Raw genomic sequence first — 20,347 nt, 5'->3', positions numbered from 1 at the left:
CAGACGCACACTTCCCGCCTGCAGGGTCGAAGGCTGTAAACCGCGCCCCCCTGCCCTATAATCGCCGGCACTTAGCTTGTGGAGCCGACCATGCCGAACCTACGTCTCGCCGATCTCACCGCCGAAATCGAATCCAACGTGCGCCGCGCACTGCTGGAAGACGTCGGCAGCGGCGACATCACCGCCCAGCTGATTCCGGCCGAGCGCCTGGCCAAGGCCACCATCATCACCCGCGAAGACTGCGTGATCGCCGGCACCGCCTGGGTCGATGCCGTGTTCCGCCAGCTCGACCCGCGGGTGGCCGTGCACTGGCAGGTGGCCGATGGCGAACGCGCCACCGCCAACCAGGTGCTGTTCCACCTCGAAGGCCCGGCCCGTTCGCTGCTCACCGGCGAGCGCTCGGCATTGAACTTCCTGCAGATGCTGTCGGGCGTGGCCACCCGCGCACGCTTTCTTGCCGACCTGGTCGAGGGCACCCAGGTGCGCTTGCTCGATACCCGCAAGACCCTGCCAGGCCTGCGTCTTGCGCAGAAGTACGCGGTCACCTGCGGGGGTTGCCACAATCACCGCATCGGCCTGTATGACGCCTTCCTGATCAAAGAGAACCACATCGCTGCCAGCGGCGGCGTGGCCGAAGCCGTCGCCGCCGCGCACCGCATCGCGCCGGGCAAGCCGGTGGAAATCGAAGTGGAAAGTCTGGACGAACTGCGCCAGGCTCTGGCGGCTGGCGCAGATATCGTCATGCTCGACGAACTGACCCTGGACGAGATGCGCGAAGCGGTGCACATCACCGCAGGCAAGGCCAAGCTCGAAGCCAGCGGCGGGGTCAACGAAACCACCCTGCGGGTCATCGCCGAAACCGGTGTGGACTACATCTCCATCGGCGCGATGACCAAGGATGTGAAGGCCGTCGACCTGTCGATGCGCCTGAGCCTCTGATTCCGCTGCCCGTCAGCCGACCAGCCCGAGGCTGACCAGGCTGCGGGCGGTCGCGACGATCGCCTCCTCACGTGAGCGCGGTGACCAGCCAAGCAGGCGTCGCGCCTTCTCGCTGGTGCAGTTCATGTTCACGTCCAGCAACGGCGCCATCGACTTCATGTTCGGGTTGCTGCGCGCAGCCAGGCGCACCAACCAGTTGGGCAGCTCACGGGTCGAGACCTTGCTGGCCACCTCGCCCATGTGATGGCGCAGCACCTTGGCGACATCGGTCATCCACATGCTTTCACCGGCAATCGCCAGGAAGCGCTCGCCCTTGGCTGCAGAGTGGGTCATCGCCAGCAGATGCAGGTCGGCAAGGTCGCGCACATCGACGAAGCCCGAGTTGATCCGTGGGCAACCGGCCTGCCCCTGGAGCAGGCTGACGATGATGCGGATGGAGTGGGAATAATCGGCCCCCAAAGCAGGCCCGAGCACCGCCACCGGGTTGATCGCCGACAGCTCAAGATCACCGCCTTCACGTTTGATGAAGTCCCAGGCGGCACGCTCGGACAGGGTTTTCGATTTCTGGTAGGGCGCGACATTGCCACTCAGGTCGCTCCAGTCGGTTTCATCGAAGGGGCGTCGATATTCGGGGCTGTGCCCAACGCCCACCGCACCAAAGGCGGAGGTCAGCACCACACGCTTGACCCGGGCATCACGCGCCGCACGCAGTACCCGCAGATTGCCGTCAACGGCTGGCCTGACCCAGTCCTCTTCGCGCTGCTGATCGCCCGAAGGGGTGGGTGAGGCGCCGTGCAGCACATAGCAGCAACCCTCGCACGCCTGGGCCCAGCCGGCATCGTCGGCCAGGTCGGCGACGACGAACTGCAAGCGCTCGCCCGCCTCGACACCGCCAACCTTCAGATAGTCGCGCACCTCGTTTTCACGGGTGGCCGAACGGATCGTGGTGCGCACCCGGTAGCCCTTGTTCAGCAGGGCGATGATGCAATGCTGGGCGATAAAGCCGGTGCCGCCGGTGACCAGAACCCTGGGTTCGCTCATGTTGCCTTCCTCTCTCGATTGGTCGCGCCAAGCGCGAATACAGGAAAGGTTAAGGCGCACACTGCGTACTGTTAATGCTTGAACGTGCGCATTAGTTGCGCGAGAGTACGGCGATGAACATCGACCCTTTCTCCGAGATTCTGCGCCTCACCAACGCCACTTCACTGACCACCGGCGGCTTCAGCGCGGGCGGGCATTGGGCGCTGCGCTTTCCGCCGCCCGACAAGATCAAGTTCTTCGCCGTGGTCAAGGGCAGTTGCTGGGTACAGATCGATGGCGAACCCCAGGCCGTGCAGTTCAATACCGGGGACGTCGGCCTGCTGACTGCCAAGCGCGGCTTCGTCCTGGCCAGCGACCTGGATACCGAACCTGTCGATGCGATGAGCGTGTTCAGCGCCTCCGGGCAGTCGCCGGTGGTGCTCGGCGACGGCAACGATTTCACCCATATTGGTGGGCATGTGCTGCTTGATCCCGGCAGCGGACGCCTGCTGGCCGATGTCCTGCCGGGGTGGATTCACGTACCGGCAGCGTCCAAGCAGGCGAGCAACTTTCGCTGGTTGCTCGATCAACTGGTCGCCGAGCGCAGCACCGGGCAACCGGGCGCACAGCTCGCTTCGGCGCAGTTGTCACAGCTGCTGTTCATCCAGATCCTGCGGGCTCACCTGCAGACCGCCGCGCCCATGCCGGCCAGTTGGTTGCGCGCACTCGGCGCACCACGCCTGGCCCCGGCATTGCGCCTGATGCATGGCGATCCGGCGCGGGCCTGGCATCTCGACGAACTGGCCCAAGCCTGCGCCATGTCGCGCACCACCTTTGCCCTGCATTTCAGGACGGTGGCGGGCGTGGCGCCGCTGACCTACCTCACCGAATGGCGCATGCGCCTGGCCGAGCGCGCCCTGCGTGAAGAGAGCACGCCACTGGCAGTGCTGGCAGGCTCGCTGGGCTATGGTTCGGAAAGCGCCTTCAGCAATGCATTCAAGCGCGTGACCGGGCTCTCGCCGACGGCGTTTCGCAGTGCAGCGCCGGCACGCTGAAACGAAAGAACCGGCCAAAGGGCCGGTTCTTTCGTGATCAGGCAGCGACTCAGAACGAGGCGTTGGCCAAGCCGTCCAGGTAGCGCTCGACGTCCAGTGCTGCCATGCAGCCGGCACCGGCCGAGGTGATCGCCTGGCGGTAGACGTGGTCGGCCACGTCACCGGCAGCGAACACACCTTCGACGTTGGTGGCGGTGGCATTGCCTTCACGGCCGCCGTTGACCACCAGGTAGCCGTCTTTCAAGGTCAGCTGGCCTTCGAACAGCGAGGTGTTCGGGGTGTGACCGATGGCGATGAACACGCCGTCGACCTTGATCTCGTCGCTGCTGCCATCGTTGTTCTTCAGGCGCGCACCGGTCACGCCCATGTTGTCACCGAGCACTTCGTCCAGGGTGGCGTTGAGCTTGAGCTCGATCTTGCCTTCGGCGACACGGGCATTGAGCTTGTCGATCAGGATCTTCTCGGCGCGGAAGGTATCGCGACGGTGCACCAGGGTCACCTTGCTGGCGATGTTGGCCAGGTACAGCGCCTCTTCCACGGCGGTGTTGCCACCACCGACCACGGCAACCGGCTTGTTGCGGTAGAAGAAGCCGTCGCAGGTGGCGCAGGCCGACACGCCCTTGCCCATGAACGCTTCTTCCGACGGCAGGCCCAGGTAACGGGCGCTGGCACCGGTGGCGACGATCAGCGCATCGCAGGTGTAGGTGCCGCTGTCGCCGGTCAGGGTGAACGGCTTGCTGGCCAGGTCGACGGCATTGATGTGGTCGAAGACGATCTCGGTCTCGAAGCGCTCGGCGTGTTCCTGCATGCGCTGCATCAGTGCCGGGCCGGTCAGGCCATGGGGGTCGCCCGGCCAGTTGTCGACTTCGGTCGTGGTGGTCAGCTGGCCGCCAGCCTGCAGGCCGGTGATCAGCAGCGGCTTGAGGTTGGCACGGGCAGCGTAGACTGCGGCGCTGTAACCGGCAGGGCCGGAACCGAGGATGATGACCCGGGAATGACGAACTTCGGACATGTCGTGCTCCTGTCGAGCCGGCCACATGAGGCCGACACCGGTGTGCCGGCGACGCCGGCTGGAAAATAAAAAGGACCTGCGCAGCACTTGGGGAAGGCTACAACGCACAGGTCCGAAAACCTGGGGGCCACCTCCCACTGAGGGCTCGCGGCGTTTCACGGCGTTCAGAAATTGAACGCACTGTAGCGAGGTGGCAAAGATTAAGGAAATATCCTTCGACAATCCACCTTATAGACAGGCTCTATCCAGGGACGAAACCGATCTGTGATTGTCCCTATGCTTTGTTACAGCCGGTGTCGCGCCTTTCGTCGGCGCCGCAAACTCGGTAAGGTCAGCCCGTTTTCCTTTTGTGGAGCATCCCGATGCAAGCCCCCGTCCTGTCCGGCCCCCAGTACCTGCGCGAGGGCCTGAAGCTGGTCCTGAGCCCGAACCTGCGGTTGTTCGTGCTGTTGCCTCTGGCAGTCAACCTGCTGCTGTTCGGCGGCCTGATCTATTTCGCCGGCCACCAGTTCAGCCTGTGGGTGGATGCGCTGATGCCGACCCTGCCCAGTTGGCTGAGCTTTCTCACCTACATTCTGTGGCCACTGTTCGTCGCCCTGGTGGTGCTGATGGTGTTCTTCACCTTCACCCTGTTCGCCAACATCATCGCCGCGCCGTTCAACGGTTTTCTCGCTGAGAAGGTCGAGGTGGTGGTGCGCGGTGAAGACACCTTCCCGGCGTTCAGCTGGGGCGAACTGGCGGCGATGGTACCGCGCACCTTCAGCCGCGAGATGCGCAAGCTCGGCTACTTCCTGCCACGCGCCATCGGCTTGTTCATCCTGTCGTTCATTCCGGTGGTGAACGTGGTGGCTGCGCCGCTGTGGCTGGTCTTCGGCATCTGGATGATGGCTATCCAGTACATCGACTACCCGGCCGACAACAACAAGATGAGCTGGCAGGACATGCTCGCCTGGCTGCGCAGCAAGCGCTGGCAGTCGATGGGCTTTGGCGGGATCACCTACCTGGCGCTGCTGATCCCGGGGGTGAACGTGCTGATGATGCCGGCGGCGGTGGCGGGGGCTACGTTGTTCTGGGTGCGGGAGCGCAACTGAGGCATCCGGGCTCTTGTGCCGAAACTGAGACCCCGTTGGATGGCCCCGGCGATGCCGGTGATCGCGGGACCAGCCCGCTCCCACAGGAATTGGGCTGGCCTTGGATTTTGAGCAAGACAGTTGCCTGTATGGTAAGACCTGAAGGGAAAGGGCAGCGCAAAGCACCGCCCGTCAGTCAGTGACTCAACTGGCTGGAGAATTGCCCCACCGCATTGACCACCTTCTTCGCCCCGTCCTGGATCTCGACGATCACGCTGCCGGTTTCCCCGGCCAGCGTCAGGCCCTGCTCGGCCTGGCGCTTGCTGGTGTCGATGATGTCCACCGCCGCCTGGGCCAGTTGCTCGTTCTGCTGCACCACCCGGGCAATCTCCTCGGTAGCACTGCTGGTACGCGAGGCGAGCTGGCGCACTTCGTCGGCAACCACTGCGAAGCCCCTGCCCTGCTCGCCCGCCCGGGCGGCTTCGATCGCGGCATTGAGCGCCAGCAGGTTGGTCTGCCCGGCAATGTCGCTGATGGTCTTGATGATCGAGCCGATCACCTTGGATTGCTTGTCCAGCGCCTGGATGCCCTCGGCCGCCTCCTGCATCGAACTTTCCAGGCCACGCATCACCTCGACCGTCTGGGTGACCACGTCGGTGGCCTTGCGGGCGCTGGCGTCGGTGTCCTGCGAGGTGCTGTAGGCGATATCGGCGGCCTGGGCCACGGCGATTTCCTGATTGACCTGGTCAGTGATCACAGTGGCGAACTTCACCACTTTGTAGAGCACGTCATGGGCATCGATGATCGGGTTGTACGAAGCCTCCAGCCAGACGACTCGGCCATGTGAATCAATGCGCTTGAAGCGCTCGGCCACGTATTCTCCGCGGCGCAACTTCTCCCAGAACTGCTGGTAACCTGCCGAGCTGGTTTCCTCAGGGTCGCAGAACATGCGGTGATGCTTGCCGCGCACCTGCTCCAGGCTGTAGCCCATGGTGTGCAGGAAGCGGTCGTTGGCGGTCAGCACCTGCCCGTCAAGGTTGAACTCGATCACGGCCGTGGAGCGCATCAGCGCCTTGATCAGGCTTTCATGCTCGCGGGAGGTCTCGATGGTGCGGGTCAGGTCGCTCGAGTGCAGGGTGAAGTACTTGATCCGCCCGTCGACACCTTTGACCGGTTGCAGGATCGAGCGCAGCCAGGCTTCTTCGCCATTGCCCCGCAGCAGGCGGAACGCGCCGTTGAGGTGCTCGCCACGGGCGATCGCAGCCTTCATGCGCAGGCAGAAATCCAGCTTCTTCACGTGCTCCGGGACGATCTCTTCGATGTTGCGGCCGATCAGACGATCGCTGCTGTAGAGCATTTCTTTTTCGAAATTGGCATTGGCGGACTCGATGCGCCCCTGGGGATCGAGTTGCAGCACGAGCATTTCGCTATCGAGGCTGTTTTTCACCTGCTCGATGGATTGCAGTTCCTCGCGCAATTGCTGGATTTCTTTTTTCAGTTTGCTGTTGAACATCACCGCTCTCCCGGAGCGCAATCCACCCGTCGAATGCTTCTGCATCGGCTGAGGACAGGTGGTTCTTGAGGACCCGACGAGGAAATATTCGAGTGACAGACAAACCTGGAAAACACACGTCACCAGGGGATCATTTTCATGTCACATAACGGCAACCAAGCAGGCGGAAACTTTTTGACATGAATACGCCGCCTCTACGCATCACCCTCGTCAGCGAAACCTTCCCGCCGGAGATCAATGGTGTGGCCAATACCCTTGGCCGCCTCAGTGAAGGCTTGCGCGTGCGCGGGCATCAAGTGGAAGTGGTGCGCCCACGCCAAGCCAGCGATGCACCGGGCAATAGCGACGACTCGCTGCTGCTCTGTCGCGGTTGGCCACTGCCCGGATATCCCGGCCTGCAGTGGGGTGAGGTATCGATGCACAAACTGTGGCGCCGCTGGCGTCGATTGCGCCCTGATGTGCTGTACATCGCCACCGAAGGCCCGCTCGGGCTCAGCGCCCTGCGCGCCGCACGGCGCCTGGGGATTGCCGTGGTCAGTGGTTTTCACACCAATTTCCCGCAGTATTCCGGCCAGTACGGCCTGGGTCTGCTGGCACGCCTGCTCACCCACTACCTGCGCTGGTTCCACCGCCGCACCGCGACCACCCTGGTCCCCAGCGCCAGCCAGCGCCTGGAGCTGGAGCGACGTGGTTTCGAACGCCTGGCACTGATGGCGCGTGGCGTCGATGCGCAACTGTTCAACCCGGCACGGCGCAGCCAGGCGCTGCGTGAGCAGTGGGGCCTTGGCCCGGATGACATCGCGGTGCTGCACGTCGGACGCCTGGCGGCGGAGAAGAACCTCGCGCTGCTGCTGCCTTGCATGCAGGCGCTGCAAAAGACTTATCCACAGCGGCGCCTGCGCCTGGTCGTGGTCGGCGACGGGCCACTGCGTACCCAGATGCAGCAGCAGTTCCCCGATGCGATGTTCTGTGGCGTGCAACGCGGCGAAGCACTGGCCGAACATTACGCCAGCGGCGACCTGTTCCTCTTCCCCAGCCTCACCGAAACCTTCGGCAACGTGGTGCTCGAAGCACTGGCCTCGGGCCTTGCGGTAGTGGCGTATGACGAGGCCGCCGCAGCCCAGCATATTCGCCACGGACACAGCGGCGCGCTGGCCATGCCGGGGGATCAACCCGCGTTCATCGACGCCGCATGCTGGCTGCTCGAGGACGCCGAGACCCTGCGCAGGGTGCGTCTCAATGCCCGCCAGCACGCCAGCCGCCAGGGCTGGCAAGCGATCGTCGAAGAGTTCGAGGCGCACTTGTACAGCGCCTGTCGGCAGACCGCCGCCCAGAGTAAGCGCGCGGCCACGCCGCTGACGATCAAGTCAGGCTCGACAGCGCCTCGCGGCTGAACGGCAGAATCTCTTCCTCACGCCCCTCGCGGACTTTCTGCGCCCACTGGGCATCCACCAGCAACGCACGACCGACCGCCACCAGGTCGAACTCATCATCGCCCAGGCGCTGCAGCAGGCCCTCCAGGCTGGCCGGCTTGGCCACCTTGTCGGTGTCGACCATGAACTGCAGGAACTCGCCATCCAGACCAACGCTGCCAACGGTGATGGTCGGCTTGCCGGTGAGCTTGCGGGTCCAACCGGCCAGGTTCAGCGGCGAGCCGTCGAACTCCGGCTCCCAGAAACGGCGGGTGGAGCAGTGGAAGATATCCACACCGGTGTCGGCCAGCGGCTGCAGGAAGGCTGCCAATGCCTCGGGCGTTTCGACCAGGCGCGCGCTGTAGTCCTGCTGCTTCCATTGGGAGAAGCGGAAGATGATCGGGAAATCCGGCCCCACCGCAGCACGCACGGCCTGGACCAGCTCGATGGCGAAGCGCGAGCGTTGCGCCAGATCGCCGCCGTATTCGTCATTGCGCTGGTTGCTGGTGGCCCAGAAGAACTGGTCGATCAGGTACCCATGCGCGCCGTGGATCTCGACGCCATCCATACCGATGGCCTTGGCATCGCGGGCAGCTTGTGCAAAGGCCGCGATGACCTCGCGGATGTCGTCTTGGGTCATTTCATGGACCACCACCTGGCCATCCTTGCTTTTACCGCTCGGACCGTAGCCCGGCACGCTGGCGTCCGGCTCGGTACCCAGGCGGCGAACGCTGCCCACATGCCACAGCTGCGGAACGATGCGCCCGCCTTCGGCGTGTACGGCCTCGACCACCTTTTTCCAGCCAGCCAAGGCATCTTCGCCATGGAAGCGCGGCACATTCGGATAACCGTTGGCAGCCTTGTGATCGACCGTGGTGCCCTCGGTGATGACCAGGCCCACGCCAGCCGCAGCGCGGCGGCGGTAGTACTCGATGACGCCCTTGTGCGGTACGCCGCCAGGGCAGAAGGTGCGGGTCATCGGCGCCATGACCACACGGGTCGGCAACTCGAGGGTGCCCAGGGTGAAGGGCTGAAACAGTGGGTTGCTGGACATGCGGCGCTCCCGATGAGGTAAGGAAATGCGCCTGAGCTTAGAGCCAGCCGAATGGCGGGCACAGCATTATTGATTGGAGTGATTGAACAGGATATGGCGCAGCTTGTTACTGCGCCTGTGGGAGAACTCAGCGGCGATTCGCCGCTCCAGCATGCTTCAGGCCAGCGCCTTCTCGACCGCTTGAATCACCGCCGGATCGTCCGGCGCAGTGCGTGGCGCGAACCTCGCCAGGACGCGGCCGTCCTTGCCCACCAGGAACTTCTCGAAATTCCAGGTGATATCGCCAGGGAACTCCGCACCCTCGCCCGCCAGCAGACGATACAGGGAATGACGTTCAGGCCCGTTGACTTCGAGCTTGGCGCTCATCGGGAAAGTGACACCGTAGTTCAGGCTGCAGAACTTCTGGATCTCGTCTTCGGTGCCCGGTTCCTGGCCAGCGAACTGATTGCACGGCAGGCCGAGCACGCTGAAGCCCTGGCCCTTGAACTGCTGGTGCAGCTTTTCGAGCGACGCGTACTGAGGCGTCAGGCCGCACTTGGATGCGACATTGACCACCAGCACCACCTGGCCCTTGAACGGTGCCAGCGGCAGGTCCTGGCCGTTCAGCGCCTTGAGCGTCAGATCGTGAAATGCACTCATCTTGATTCCCCTCTCAGGTTGCCGGTTGCCGCTGGGGCGAATTGCGCCCACTAAAAAGGCGCGCGACCAAGCCGTACACCCGCCCGTGGGGGTGGGTCGGCTTGCTCGAGCGCCTGACGACTCTCAGAGCTTAGCTGAGAAATCAGTGGTGATGGCCACCTTCACCGTGGATGTGACGGTGAGCGATTTCTTCTTCGCTGGCGTCACGCACGTTGACCACCTTGACCTGGAAGTTCAGGCGCTGGCCTGCCAGCGGGTGGTTGCCGTCGACGGTCACGTCGTCGCCGTCGATGTCGCGGATGGTGACGATCTGCATCTGGCCGTCCGGCGCCGAGGCATGGAACTGCATGCCGACTTCCAGTTGGTCGACACCTTCGAACATGCTGCGGTTCAAGGTGCTGACCAGCTCGGCCAGGTACTCGCCATAGGCGTCTTCCGGCTCGATGGCAACGTTCAGTTCGTCACCGGCCTGCTTGCCTTCCAGGGCTTTTTCCAGGCCCGGGATGATGTTGGCGGCACCGTGCAGGTAGACCAGTGGGGCGCCACCGGCGGAGCTGTCGATGGTCTCCCCGGCGTCGTTGGTCAGGGTATAGTCGATGGAGACTGCCTTGTTGGCGGCGATCAGCATGGGGCAAGACCTTTTGCAAAAGAATGTAGAGCGCACAAGTGTAACCAAGGCCTCGCCCGATTGCGAACGCGCGGCGGCTGGCGAACGGCCCATCAGTCGGATCATCGGCTTTCACCAGGACGAGGAAGGCCATTGGGTGGTCGAGCTGTCCTGCGGTCATACCCAGCACCTGCGCCACCAGCCGCCGTGGCAAGCGCGCCCCTGGGTGCTCGATGCGCACGAGCGCACCCGGCGCATCGGCCAGGCTTTTGCCTGCGGCTGGTGCGCGAACGGGGCCGATAGCGCTACCCTTGGCCGTTGATTCCTTGCACCGCTTATTCCGAGAAGCACGCATGCAGACATTTTTCATCGCGCCGACCGACTTTGGTGTCGGCCTGACCTCCATCAGCCTCGGCCTGGTACGCGCCCTTGAGCGCGGCGGCCTGAAGGTGGGTTTCTTCAAGCCAATCGCCCAGCCGCATCCCGGCGATACCGGCCCCGAGCGGTCCAGCGAGCTGGTCGCACGCACCCACGGCATCAAGCCACCCACGCCGCTGAGCCTGGCCCAGGTCGAGCGCATGCTGGGCGATGGCCAACTCGACGAACTGCTCGAAGAAATCATCCGCCTGTACCAGCAAGCCTGCATCGGCAACGACGTGGTGGTAGTCGAGGGCATGGTGCCGACCCGTCATGCCAGCTACGCGGCGCGGGTCAACCTGCACCTGGCCAAGAGCCTGGATGCCGAGGTGATCCTGGTCTCGGCACCGGAGAACGAGGTGCTCAGCGAGCTGTCCGGGCGCGTCGAGTTGCAGGCCCAGCTGTTCGGTGGCCCGCGTGATCCGAAGGTGCTCGGGGTCATTCTCAACAAGGTCCGCACCGACGAAAGCATGGCCGATTTCGCCACGCGCCTGCGCGAGCATTCGCCACTGCTGCGCGGCAACGACTTCCGCCTGCTCGGCTGCATCCCCTACCAGGCCGACCTCAACGCCCCGCGCACCCGCGATGTCGCCGAGTTGCTAGGCGCCCAGGTACTCAATGCCGGCGACTACGAACAGCGGCGGATGAACAAGATCATCATCTGCGCACGCACCGTGGCCAACACCGTGCCGCTGCTCAAGCCTGGCACCCTGGTAGTGACGCCCGGGGATCGCGACGACATCATCCTCGCCGTGAGCCTGGCGGCGATCAACGGCGTTCCGCTGGCCGGGCTGCTGCTGACCAGCGACAGCAAGCCTGACCCGCGCATCCTCGAACTGTGCCGCGGCGCCCTGCAGGCCGGCCTGCCGATCCTTTCGGTGAGCACCGGATCGTACGACACCGCCAACCAGCTCAACTCGCTGAACCGCGAAATCCCGGTGGACGACCGCGAGCGTGCCGAGTTCATCACCGACTTCGTCGCCAGCCACCTCGACGCCCACTGGTTGCACCAGCGTTGTGGCACGCCGCGAGAGATGCGCCTGTCGCCAGCGGTGTTCCGCTACCAGCTGATCCAGCGCGCGCAGCAGGCCAACAAGCGCATCGTGCTGCCCGAGGGCGCCGAACCGTTGCTGGTGCAGGCCGCCGCCATCTGCCAGGCGCGCGGCATCGCCCGCTGCGTATTGCTGGCCAAGCCCGAGGAAGTCGAGGCGGTGGCCCGTGCCCAGGGCATTACCCTGCCGGCCGACCTGGAAATCCTCGACCCCGAACTGATTCGCGCACGCTACGTCGAGCCGATGGTCGAGCTGCGCAAGAGCCGCAACCTCAACGCCCCGATGGCCGAGCAGCAGCTGGAGGATCCGGTGGTGATCGGCACCATGATGCTTGCGCTGGATGAAGTCGACGGCCTGGTTTCAGGGTTGGTGCACTCCACCGCCAATACCATCCGCCCGGCCCTGCAACTGATCAAGACCGCGCCGGACTGCAGCCTGGTGTCGTCGGTGTTCTTCATGCTGTTCCCCGAGCAGGTGCTGGTGTACGGCGACTGCATCATGAACCCGCACCCCAGCGCCGTGGAGCTGGCGGAGATCGCACGGCAAAGCGCCGAATCGGCGCAGGCCTTCGGGATTGCGCCGCGCGTGGCGATGCTCAGTTATTCGAGCGACTCGGCGGCCAGTGACGAGGAAGTGGAGAAGGTGCGCGAAGCCACGCGCCTGGCGCAGCAGGCGGAACATGACCTGCTGATCGACGGGCCGTTGCAGTACGACGCCGCAGCCAACCCGGAGATTGCCCGGCAGTTGGCACCGCACAGCCAGGTTGCGGGCCGCGCCACGGTGTTCGTGTTCCCGGACCTGAACACCGGCAACACCACGCACAAGGCGGTGCAACGCAGTGCCGACTGCGTAAGCCTTGGGCCGATGCTGCAGGGGCTGCGCAAGCCAGTGAACGACTTGCCGCGCGGTGCGCAGGTGGACGATATCGTGCACACCATCGCGTTGACGGCGATCCAGGCCAGTCACGTGCGCTGAAACGCATCGCGGGACAAGTCGGTGCGCCGACTTGTCCCGCGACAGGGCCGCAAAGGGGCTGCGTTAAGGGTCAGGGGTACTGCTGAACGGTGCCCTGCTGGTCATACTGCTGGCCAGGGATCGGCTTCAGGTTGACCTCTACGCGGCGGTTCTGCGCCCGACCATTGGCATCGGCGTTGCTGGCGATCGGCTGGTCCGGGCCCATGCCACGTACCGACACCCGCGAAGCATCGACACCCTGCGAGGTCAGGTAGGTGCTGACGGCCTGCGCGCGACGCTGCGACAGGTCCATGTTGTGCTGGCGGCTGCCGGTGCTGTCGGTGAAGCCAACCACTTCGATGGTGTTCTGGTTGAACTGCTTGAACGAGCTGGCGAGGTTGTTCAGCGGCGAGTAGAAGCTTGGGGCGATGTTCGCCGAATCGGTCGCGAAGGTGATGTTACCTGGCATGATCAGCTTGATCTGGTCACCCTGGCGCTGCACTTCGACACCGGTGTTGGCCATCTGTGCACGCAGCTCGGCTTCCTGCTTGTCGGCATAGTAGCCATAACCGGCGGCGGCGGCGCCTACCGCAGCAGCGCCGATCAGCGCACCCTTGCCACGGTTGTTGTGATCGATGGCCGCACCCGCGATGGCACCGGCCAGTGCACCCAGGCCACCGTACTTGGCAGTCTTGCTCATCCCTGTGGAGCCGCCCTGCGCCTGGCCCTGGTTGTCGTAGGGGTTCTGGCCGGCACAGCCGGTCATCAGGGCAGCAGCGGTAGCGACGATAATCAGACGACGCATGGTGAACATGGACAAGCTCCTGGTGAAATTCGAAAGTGCAGCGGATCGTATGCGGATCAGTGCCAGCCTTGGATTGCAGCGACGCGGAAAAATTCCATGAAACTTCACGCCCGCACGAACGGGTTCTCACGCATCTCTTCGCCGAGGCGAGTATCCGGACCATGGCCGGTCACCACGATCGCCTCTTCATCCAGGCGGTACAGCCGCTCCTTGATTGAACGAACGATAGCCCGTTGATCGCCCCCCCACAAATCGGTGCGCCCCACACCACGCCGGAACAGGGTGTCGCCAGCAATCAGCAGCTTGTGCTCGGCAAACCAGAAACTCATCGAGCCCGGCGTATGCCCGGGCGTGTGCAGCGCCACGCCACAGCCGCAGGCCAGCGCTTCGTCATCGGCGAGCCAACGGTCCGGGGCAGGTACCGGCGTGTAGGGCACACCGAACATCTGGCACTGCATCTCCAGGTTGTCCCACAGCGGCTGGTCGTCCTTGTGCAGGTGCAGGGTCGCACCGGTCAGCTCCTTGAGCCTGCCGGAAGCCAGGAAATGATCGAAGTGGGCGTGGGTATGGATGATGCTCACCAGCGTCAGGCCATGCTGTTGCAGGCGAGCGAGAATCTTCTGCTCGTCGCCCCCCGGATCGACGACGATGGCCTTCTTGCTGACCGGGTCGCCGATCAGCGTGCAGTTGCACTGCAGGGGGCCTACGGGGAAGGTTTCGCGGATCAGCGATACAGGGATAGGGGTCATGGGAGTCCAGCTCCAAGCGACTTCACGCTCATTCAAATAAGGTTTGTACGCGCGCCAGCGCATCATCAATGACAACGTCGGGAACAGACTCGATACGTCGGGCACCACGTGCCTCGAGATCCAGCGTACGCAACTGGTTGCACAACACCACGCCCTGGGTTCGCGTACCTGCCCCACTGAGCGTGACTGCAAACCCGGCATGTCGGGCGAAATCCCCACCTTGAGTGATCGGGACTACCACCGCCAGGCCCGCGGCATTGTAGGCAGCCGGTGTGAGCACCAGAACCGGACGCATCGCACCTTGCTGCTCGCGTCCGACCACAGGCTCAAGATCGACTCGCACAATATCGCCCCTGGCGAATCCCACCCGCCTCATACCTCACGACCAACAGGACGAATGGCGTTCCACGCCGCGAGCTCATCCGGCTCGGGTGCATCGAGATCGCACTGGGCCATCAGCTCCTCAAGCTTGTACTTGGGTTTTGATCGGACGGGCTTGAGAACCAGCGACCCGGTGGCGGTATCCAGGCTGAGGACGGAGCCCACGCTCAGGCGCATCTGCTTGAGAATGGTCGATGGCAGGCGAATGGCAGCACTGTTGCCCCACTGTTGAATCTTGACTTCCATAAGTATCTCCAAAGGTAGATACATAGTAGAAACCCTCCAGATGATTGCAAGTAACTCGTAGAAACAACGTGTCTACATTGTCATCTGAAGCGCTGCTCTTGAAGTCATGAGCTCGAGGTCAGGAGCTATCCCACAACGCAGTGGGAAGTGACACTCAAATAGCCAGAGTCAAGGCAAATACAACCTGAACAACCCGCCACCCAGCGCACCACCGTTGGCGATTTCGATCCGCCCACGCACGCCGTTGCGCTCGTGCAGGGCGGCGATCCTGGCGGCGAAGTACAGGCCAAGGCCGGTGCTGCCGCTCTGCTGGTCGATGCCCTGCACGTAGTCCTGCTGACGCTCGAGCAAGCGCTGCGGATAACCGGCGCCATCATCGTTGACGCTGATCACCAACTGCTCGCCCTCCTCTTCGACGCTGATCAGCAGCGTGTGTCCGGCGTAGCGAATGGCGTTGGTCAGCACGTTGGCGACCACCGAGGCGACCAGTTCACGGTCGAAGAAGCCCAGCGGGCTTTCGGTGTCGATGCGCCAGGTCGCCAGCACGTCGCGGTGGCGGATGACTTCCTGTTGCGCCGCCAACTGGGCTTCGACGAAATCCTCGAGCTCGTGGTAGTCGGGGCAGATCGGCAACTGGTTGATGCCCAGCTTGTACAACCCCAGCAACTGCACCAGCATACCGTTGAGGTGGCGGAACTCGTGCTCCATCACCCCTTGTTCGCTGCCACTGCGGGACTGTTCGGGCAAACGCGCCAGCCACTGGTCGTGGGCCTGGATCAGGGCCGAAAGCGAGTTCTTCATGTCGTGCACGGTGGAGGCGATCACCGTGGAAAAATCCAGCCCCTGCTCATCACGGCTCATGCGCCGAACACCCGCACGTGCAGCTTGCGGTAGCGGTCGAAGCGGTTGTCGCTGGCGGGGATGCCGGCCACGCGGTTAAGGCAGTTGCGACATTCCTGCATAAGCGACTCCGACGGACTTTCGCCGCCGATACGCAGCAGCGCCTGGGCGGTATTGAGGGCGATACTGATGTTCTTCGGTTGCAACGACAGGGCCTTGCGGAACATCTCCAGAGCCTCGTTCAACTGGCCGCCCTGGTAACTGCGTACTCCCTGGCGGTTGAGGTCCACGGCTTCGGTGACAGCGCCGAGCACGCTCGGGTCGTCAGTCACCTTGGCCACACTCTGCATCACTTTCGGGTCATCGCCATAGGTTTCCACGCAGCCCTTGAGGATCGAAGTCCCGGCCGACTCCTGGCCCAGCTCCTTGAGCTGCCTGGCCACGGTCAGTGCGGCATCGACCGAGAAGAACTGGTCCATCTTGTCCAGGCGCTGCATGGCCTGCTCGGTGAGCTTGGCCGCGGTTTCCGCATCGCCGGCCTGCTGCAGGCTGGCAGCCTTCATCAGCCGGGCGCGCACCTGCAGGCCCTGGTCCTCGGTGTTTTCCTTGGCGACTTCGCTGAGCACGGTATTGATCTCGACCCGCGTGCGCGCATCGAGGCCATTGCCGGCGTTCTTGTTCATCAGCGCCTGGACCAGGCCCAGGTTGCTCTCGGCGCTCTTGTAACGCGAGCTCTGCCCCTGGCTGACGGCATGCCGGTATGCCTTGGAGGCGCCTTCGTAGTCTTCGTTGTCCAGCGCCAGCTTGCCCAGCGCGGCTTGGCGACGCACCGCAAGCGGCGATAGGCGCACCGCCTCTTCGAGCATGTGCTGGGCGCGCTTGTTGTCGCCCTTGGCCACCAGCACTTCGGCCAGCCCGTCGTACAGCCCAGGCATGATCGGGAACGCTTTGAGCGCTTGCTCATAGACGCCCTGGGCCTGTTCGTACTGGCCACGCTTGTGCATCAGGCTGCCCAGCGCCGCATACACCCAAGGCTGCGGGCGGCTGGCAAGAATGTTGGTAAGAAACTTTTCCAGGTCGTCGAAGCGATTGAGGTCGCGCAACGCATCGGCCCGGTAGCGCAGGCACAACGGCGCGAAACGCGGATCCTGCTTGCACAGCTCGGCGCAGGCCGCCAGCACCTCGGCCGGGCGCCCACGGTCCAGCGCCTGGAGGATCGGCTTGAGCAGGGTCTTGCGCTGCACCAGCTTTTCCAGCCGCTGGGCCAGGCCCAGGCGGTTGAACGGTTTGGTCAGATAGGCGTCAGGTTCATGCTCGATGGCGCTAAGGACAATCGACTGGCTGCTTTCGGCCGTGACCATGATGAACACACATTCATGGCTGATGAGCTTGTCCAGCAGCAGGTCCTCGAGCACCTGCTGGCCGTTCTTCTTGCCATCGCCCAGGTGGAAGTCCTGGAGAATGAAGTCATAGCGCTTCTGCGCGCACATCCGCAGGGCCTGCTCGCCACTGTCGGCGGTGTCCACGTCGCGCACACCCAGCTCGCGCAGCATGGAGCGCGTCGAGGTGCGAAAGTCGGTGAAGTCGTCGACGATCAGAAAGCTTTTTTGCCCATACTGCAGCATCAACACGACCTGTATTGAGAAGAGGTGGAAAAAGACCTGCGGCGACTGTGCCCGGCGAATGCTGTATCGGCCGGGCGGCGGGAAAGATGAGACTGGGAAGTCAGCGCATGACAAGATAATGTCAACTAGCCATCATTTTAACTGCAAGGCGCTTTCTAGACCAGCAGGCCAAGCGATTTGGCCCGTGCCACGGCTTGCGTGCGGCGCTCCACGCCCAGCTTGCTGTTGATATGGCTGGCGTGGGTCTTGACGGTGTGCAGGGAGATGAACAGGCGCTCGCTGATCTGCTGGTTGGAGCAGCCTTGGGCGATCAGTTCCAGTACCGCCAGCTCACGGCCGCTGAGCGCCTCATTGCTGGCCACGGTAACAGGCTGGGTCTGCGGCAGGCGTGCCAGCAGTTCGGCCTGGACCGGGCACACGGGGCTGGCGGCGAGCTGCTCGCGCAACCATATCGGGCGTTCCTCCAGCAGCCGCTGGAAAGCATGCAAGGCGCCGCCACGCGCGGCCTCAAGCGCTTTGCCCAGCAACTTGCCCGCTTCCTGTTCGCGCCCCTGCGCCAGCAACAGCTCAACCAACTGGCAGAGCGCGCTGACCGCCAGCATCATTCCACCACTGGCCTGCCCCTGCGCGACCAGCGCCCGCAAGCGCTGCTCGGCAGGCTCCGGTCGTGCCAGGGTACGTTCCAGCAACGCTTGTTGAAGCTCGATATGCAATGGCAGCAATGGATGAAATTCCGGTGCCGCGGCCGGTTGCTCGCCGCCGTAGGTCTGCCCCAGGCGCAGCAGCCAGGACTCGGCAAGGTCGGTGCGGCCCTGGGCCAGCCAGAGCTCGCATTTCACCAGCGTGATCATGGCCAGATAGAAGATCGGTGGCACGTCCCAGATATGCATCAACCGCTCGGCCTCGGCGAGCTCCGCAAAGGCCTCGGCGAAGCGCCCGTCGCGCCCCTCCAGCGAGGCGATCACGCAATGGCCGATCAGCACGCTGATATCACGGCAGGCCCGTGCTTCGCTCAGCCCGGCGCGCAACCGCGCCCGCCCCTGGCCTGGTTGCAGGCGCGAGGCATACAGGTAGCCTTCGTAGAGAATCAACCGGGCGCGCACGGCGTACAGGCGCTGCCCCGACAACCCCTGCAGACGCTGCAACCCCTGACGCACCTCGTCCAGGGCGCGCAACACTTCGCCCCGGGCGTGCAACACCCTGGCGCGATCGTAATGGGCCAGGGCCTCGAACAACGGATTGCCAACACGCTGGGCCAACTCCAGCGCCTCACGGTTCCAACCCCGCGCCCGCCAGAAGTCACCGTCGGCAATGGCCAGGTTGGACAGCGTCGACAGGCACACCAGACGCTGGCCATAGCGCTTGCAGGGCAGGCTCTGCAGGGCTTCCTCGCAGTAGGCCAGGGTCCGCTCGCGATCGCCGCGGCCGCGTGCGATCACGCCGCTGAGCGCCAGCCACTGGGCGAGCATGGACTTCTGTGCGGTCGCCGACGGCGCTGGCAGGAAACGGCTGAGATAGGCCGCCAGTTCTTCGGCAGCATCCAACTGGCAGGCCAGGCCCAGTGCCCAGCTGTACAGCACGATCAGGCGTGGCGTGCTGATCAGCAGGCTGTCTGGCAGGTCCATCTTCCAGCGCAGCAGCATGCCGACGTTCTGTTCGGCCAACAGCTGCTCTTCGGAAAGGCTCTGCACCAGATCGGCGGCGACATCCAGAGAACCCGCACGCAAGGCCTGCTCCACCGCTTCGTCGAGCAGCCCCTGGCGCTCGAACCAGCGGCAGGCACGCAGATGCAGCGCCGCCGAAGGCTCGCTGGCCTGGCGACTGCGCAGCAGGTCGGAGAACAGGTGGTGATAACGGAACCACCGGCCGTGCTCATCCAGCGGCACCAGGAACACCTGGTGAGCCTGCAAGTAGCGCAGGATCGCCGCGCTGTCCTCGCGCTCGCGCAGGGCGTCGCACAGTTCGGTGCAGAAGCGCTCCTGGCAGGCGGTGTCGTAGAGGAAAGCCTGGACTTCTGCCGGGAGGATCTCGATGACCTCTTCGAGCAGGTAATCGCGGATCAGCCCTTCGCCACCGTGCAGCGCCTGGGGCAAGGCATGGTCCTCGCCCGACTCGCTGGTCGCCAGCTGCCAGAAACGCAACCCGGCGACCCAGCCGTCGCTGCGCTGGATCAGGTTGTCCAGCGCCTGGCCACGCAGGCCGGTGGGCTGGCAGCCAATCACGGCAAGGGCTTCATCGGAGGTCAGGCGCAAGTCTTGTTCGTTGAGCTCGGCCAACTGGCGCGACAGACGCAGCCGCGCCAGGTGCCAGTCGGGGCGCTGGCGGCTGGTGACCAGCAATGCCAGGCCCGGGGGCAAATGGTTGAGGAAGAACTGCAGGCAGCGATCGAGAACCGGCCCCTGGGCAAGATGGTAGTCATCCAGCACCAGCAGCAGCGGCGTGTCGGCGTTCAGGTAGAGCGCCAGCTCGTCGAGCAGGCTGTCGAGCCACTCCTCGAAGGCAAACGGCTGATGACGCTGGCGCATCTTCAGCAGACCCATGGCCTGACCGCCCAATGCCGGGCAGAACTGCTGCAAGCCTTCGAGCAGACGCTCGAGGAAACGACCGGGGTCGGCGTCGCGCTGGCTCAGGCCCAACCAGAGGCTGCGCCAGTGGCTGGGCAACTGCTGGCAGAACTCGATGGCCAGCGAACTCTTGCCGAACCCCGCCGGCGCGTTGACCAGCAGCAGCCGCCCATCCAGCCCCGCTTCGAGACGCTGGCACAAGCGCCCGCGCAGCACATGCCCGTCCGGCAGCGGTGGCCGGAAGAAACGCCCGTCCAGCAGACCAAGGGCCTGGCTGGCGACTCCATGCGTACGGGACAAATCTGTCATGGCCGACTCGTTCTGGTTGGAAGATCACGGCGATACGGATTGTTGCGAGCCTAGCGGCTATTGCGACGCATTTGAAGATGATCA

The 20,347-nt window shown here is 64.1% G+C and carries 18 protein-coding genes and 2 pseudogenes; 6 read left to right on the top strand and 14 right to left on the bottom strand.

Annotated features, from left to right (window positions below; all coding sequences use genetic code 11):
• Positions 1–90 precede the first annotated feature (90 nt).
• Positions 91–939 carry a carboxylating nicotinate-nucleotide diphosphorylase gene (gene nadC / locus IAE40_RS03335; protein WP_200602664.1) on the top strand — a complete coding sequence of 283 codons (849 nt, stop codon included), beginning with the start codon at positions 91–93 and terminating at the stop codon, positions 937–939.
• Between the two features lie 12 nt (positions 940–951).
• On the opposite strand, the gene IAE40_RS03330 is transcribed toward nadC, so the two are convergent.
• Complete coding sequence (locus tag IAE40_RS03330; protein WP_200602663.1) at positions 952–1,980, bottom strand: SDR family oxidoreductase; 1,029 nt, start codon at positions 1,978–1,980, stop codon at positions 952–954.
• A 113-nt stretch (positions 1,981–2,093) separates the two neighbouring features.
• On the opposite strand from IAE40_RS03330, the gene IAE40_RS03325 reads away from it, so the two are divergent.
• Positions 2,094–3,014, top strand: a complete 921-nt coding sequence (locus tag IAE40_RS03325; protein ID WP_197892613.1) for an AraC family transcriptional regulator — start codon at positions 2,094–2,096, stop codon at positions 3,012–3,014.
• Positions 3,015–3,063: 49 nt separating this feature from the next.
• Here the strand turns inward: IAE40_RS03325 and trxB are convergent, their stop codons facing one another.
• Positions 3,064–4,026, bottom strand: a complete 963-nt coding sequence (gene trxB, locus IAE40_RS03320) for a thioredoxin-disulfide reductase (protein WP_054895213.1) — start codon at positions 4,024–4,026, stop codon at positions 3,064–3,066.
• A gap of 362 nt (positions 4,027–4,388) precedes the next feature.
• Here trxB and cysZ point away from each other — a divergent pair, with 362 nt between their 5' ends.
• Entirely contained in the window at positions 4,389–5,117 is a 729-nt protein-coding gene (cysZ, locus tag IAE40_RS03315; protein ID WP_200602662.1) for a sulfate transporter CysZ, read from the top strand.
• Positions 5,118–5,292: 175 nt separating this feature from the next.
• On the opposite strand, the pseudogene IAE40_RS25965 reads toward cysZ, so the two are convergent.
• Positions 5,293–5,727, bottom strand: a pseudogene (locus IAE40_RS25965) (methyl-accepting chemotaxis protein); the annotation flags it as partial.
• A gap of 159 nt (positions 5,728–5,886) precedes the next feature.
• Positions 5,887–6,519 (bottom strand): annotated as a pseudogene (locus tag IAE40_RS25960) (PAS domain-containing protein); the annotation flags it as partial.
• A 269-nt stretch (positions 6,520–6,788) separates the two neighbouring features.
• On the opposite strand from IAE40_RS25960, the gene IAE40_RS03305 reads away from it, so the two are divergent.
• Positions 6,789–8,003, top strand: a complete 1,215-nt coding sequence (locus IAE40_RS03305; protein ID WP_197892623.1) for a glycosyltransferase family 4 protein — start codon at positions 6,789–6,791, stop codon at positions 8,001–8,003.
• Here the strand turns inward: IAE40_RS03305 and IAE40_RS03300 are convergent.
• From IAE40_RS03300 to IAE40_RS03290, 3 genes are all read right to left on the bottom strand, one after another.
• Positions 7,972–9,075 (bottom strand): NADH:flavin oxidoreductase, encoded by a 1,104-nt coding sequence (locus IAE40_RS03300; protein WP_200602661.1) that lies wholly within the window; start codon positions 9,073–9,075, stop codon positions 7,972–7,974. The two genes, IAE40_RS03305 and IAE40_RS03300, sit on opposite strands and share 32 nt — an antisense overlap.
• 156 nt (positions 9,076–9,231) lie before the next feature.
• Entirely contained in the window at positions 9,232–9,714 is a 483-nt protein-coding gene (locus tag IAE40_RS03295; protein ID WP_200602660.1) for a glutathione peroxidase, read from the bottom strand.
• A 142-nt stretch (positions 9,715–9,856) separates the two neighbouring features.
• Positions 9,857–10,342 (bottom strand): FKBP-type peptidyl-prolyl cis-trans isomerase, encoded by a 486-nt coding sequence (locus IAE40_RS03290; RefSeq protein ID WP_200602659.1) that lies wholly within the window; start codon positions 10,340–10,342, stop codon positions 9,857–9,859.
• Here IAE40_RS03290 and IAE40_RS03285 point away from each other — a divergent pair.
• Positions 10,341–10,643, top strand: coding sequence for a DUF3565 domain-containing protein (locus tag IAE40_RS03285; RefSeq protein ID WP_054895124.1), 303 nt, complete (start codon positions 10,341–10,343; stop codon positions 10,641–10,643). The genes IAE40_RS03290 and IAE40_RS03285 overlap by 2 nt on opposite strands.
• Before the next feature lie 31 nt (positions 10,644–10,674).
• Complete coding sequence (gene pta, locus IAE40_RS03280) at positions 10,675–12,765, top strand: phosphate acetyltransferase (RefSeq protein WP_054895123.1); 2,091 nt, start codon at positions 10,675–10,677, stop codon at positions 12,763–12,765.
• Positions 12,766–12,835: 70 nt separating this feature from the next.
• Here the strand turns inward: pta and IAE40_RS03275 are convergent, their stop codons facing one another.
• The 7 genes from IAE40_RS03275 to IAE40_RS03245 form a co-directional block, all read right to left on the bottom strand.
• Positions 12,836–13,558, bottom strand: a complete 723-nt coding sequence (locus tag IAE40_RS03275; RefSeq protein ID WP_065863405.1) for an OmpA family protein — start codon at positions 13,556–13,558, stop codon at positions 12,836–12,838.
• Positions 13,559–13,653: 95 nt separating this feature from the next.
• A complete protein-coding gene (locus IAE40_RS03270) occupies positions 13,654–14,298 on the bottom strand; it encodes an MBL fold metallo-hydrolase (RefSeq protein ID WP_054895121.1) in 645 nt (214 codons plus the stop codon).
• A gap of 28 nt (positions 14,299–14,326) precedes the next feature.
• Positions 14,327–14,674: a type II toxin-antitoxin system ChpB family toxin gene (locus tag IAE40_RS03265; protein WP_063542834.1), complete on the bottom strand. Its 348-nt coding sequence runs from the start codon at positions 14,672–14,674 to the stop codon at positions 14,327–14,329.
• Positions 14,671–14,925, bottom strand: a complete 255-nt coding sequence (locus tag IAE40_RS03260) for an AbrB/MazE/SpoVT family DNA-binding domain-containing protein (RefSeq protein WP_063546635.1) — start codon at positions 14,923–14,925, stop codon at positions 14,671–14,673. Before IAE40_RS03260 ends, IAE40_RS03265 begins: the two co-directional genes overlap by 4 nt.
• A 168-nt stretch (positions 14,926–15,093) precedes the next feature.
• On the bottom strand, positions 15,094–15,786 hold the full coding sequence (locus IAE40_RS03255; RefSeq protein WP_054895119.1) for a sensor histidine kinase: 693 nt from the start codon (positions 15,784–15,786) through the stop codon (positions 15,094–15,096).
• Entirely contained in the window at positions 15,783–17,390 is a 1,608-nt protein-coding gene (locus IAE40_RS03250; protein ID WP_054895118.1) for a tetratricopeptide repeat-containing response regulator, read from the bottom strand. The genes IAE40_RS03255 and IAE40_RS03250 overlap by 4 nt, the downstream gene beginning before the upstream one ends.
• A gap of 155 nt (positions 17,391–17,545) precedes the next feature.
• On the bottom strand, positions 17,546–20,263 hold the full coding sequence (locus tag IAE40_RS03245) for a LuxR C-terminal-related transcriptional regulator (RefSeq protein ID WP_153774749.1): 2,718 nt from the start codon (positions 20,261–20,263) through the stop codon (positions 17,546–17,548).
• Positions 20,264–20,347 lie beyond the last annotated feature (84 nt).

This window comes from Pseudomonas sp. S44 (assembly GCF_016624805.1).
In the GTDB taxonomy this organism is placed as follows: Bacteria; Pseudomonadota; Gammaproteobacteria; order Pseudomonadales; family Pseudomonadaceae; genus Aquipseudomonas; species Aquipseudomonas machongensis.
The sequence above is the reverse complement of the archived record's forward strand: the minus strand, read 5'-3'. Positions and strand labels throughout refer to the sequence as shown.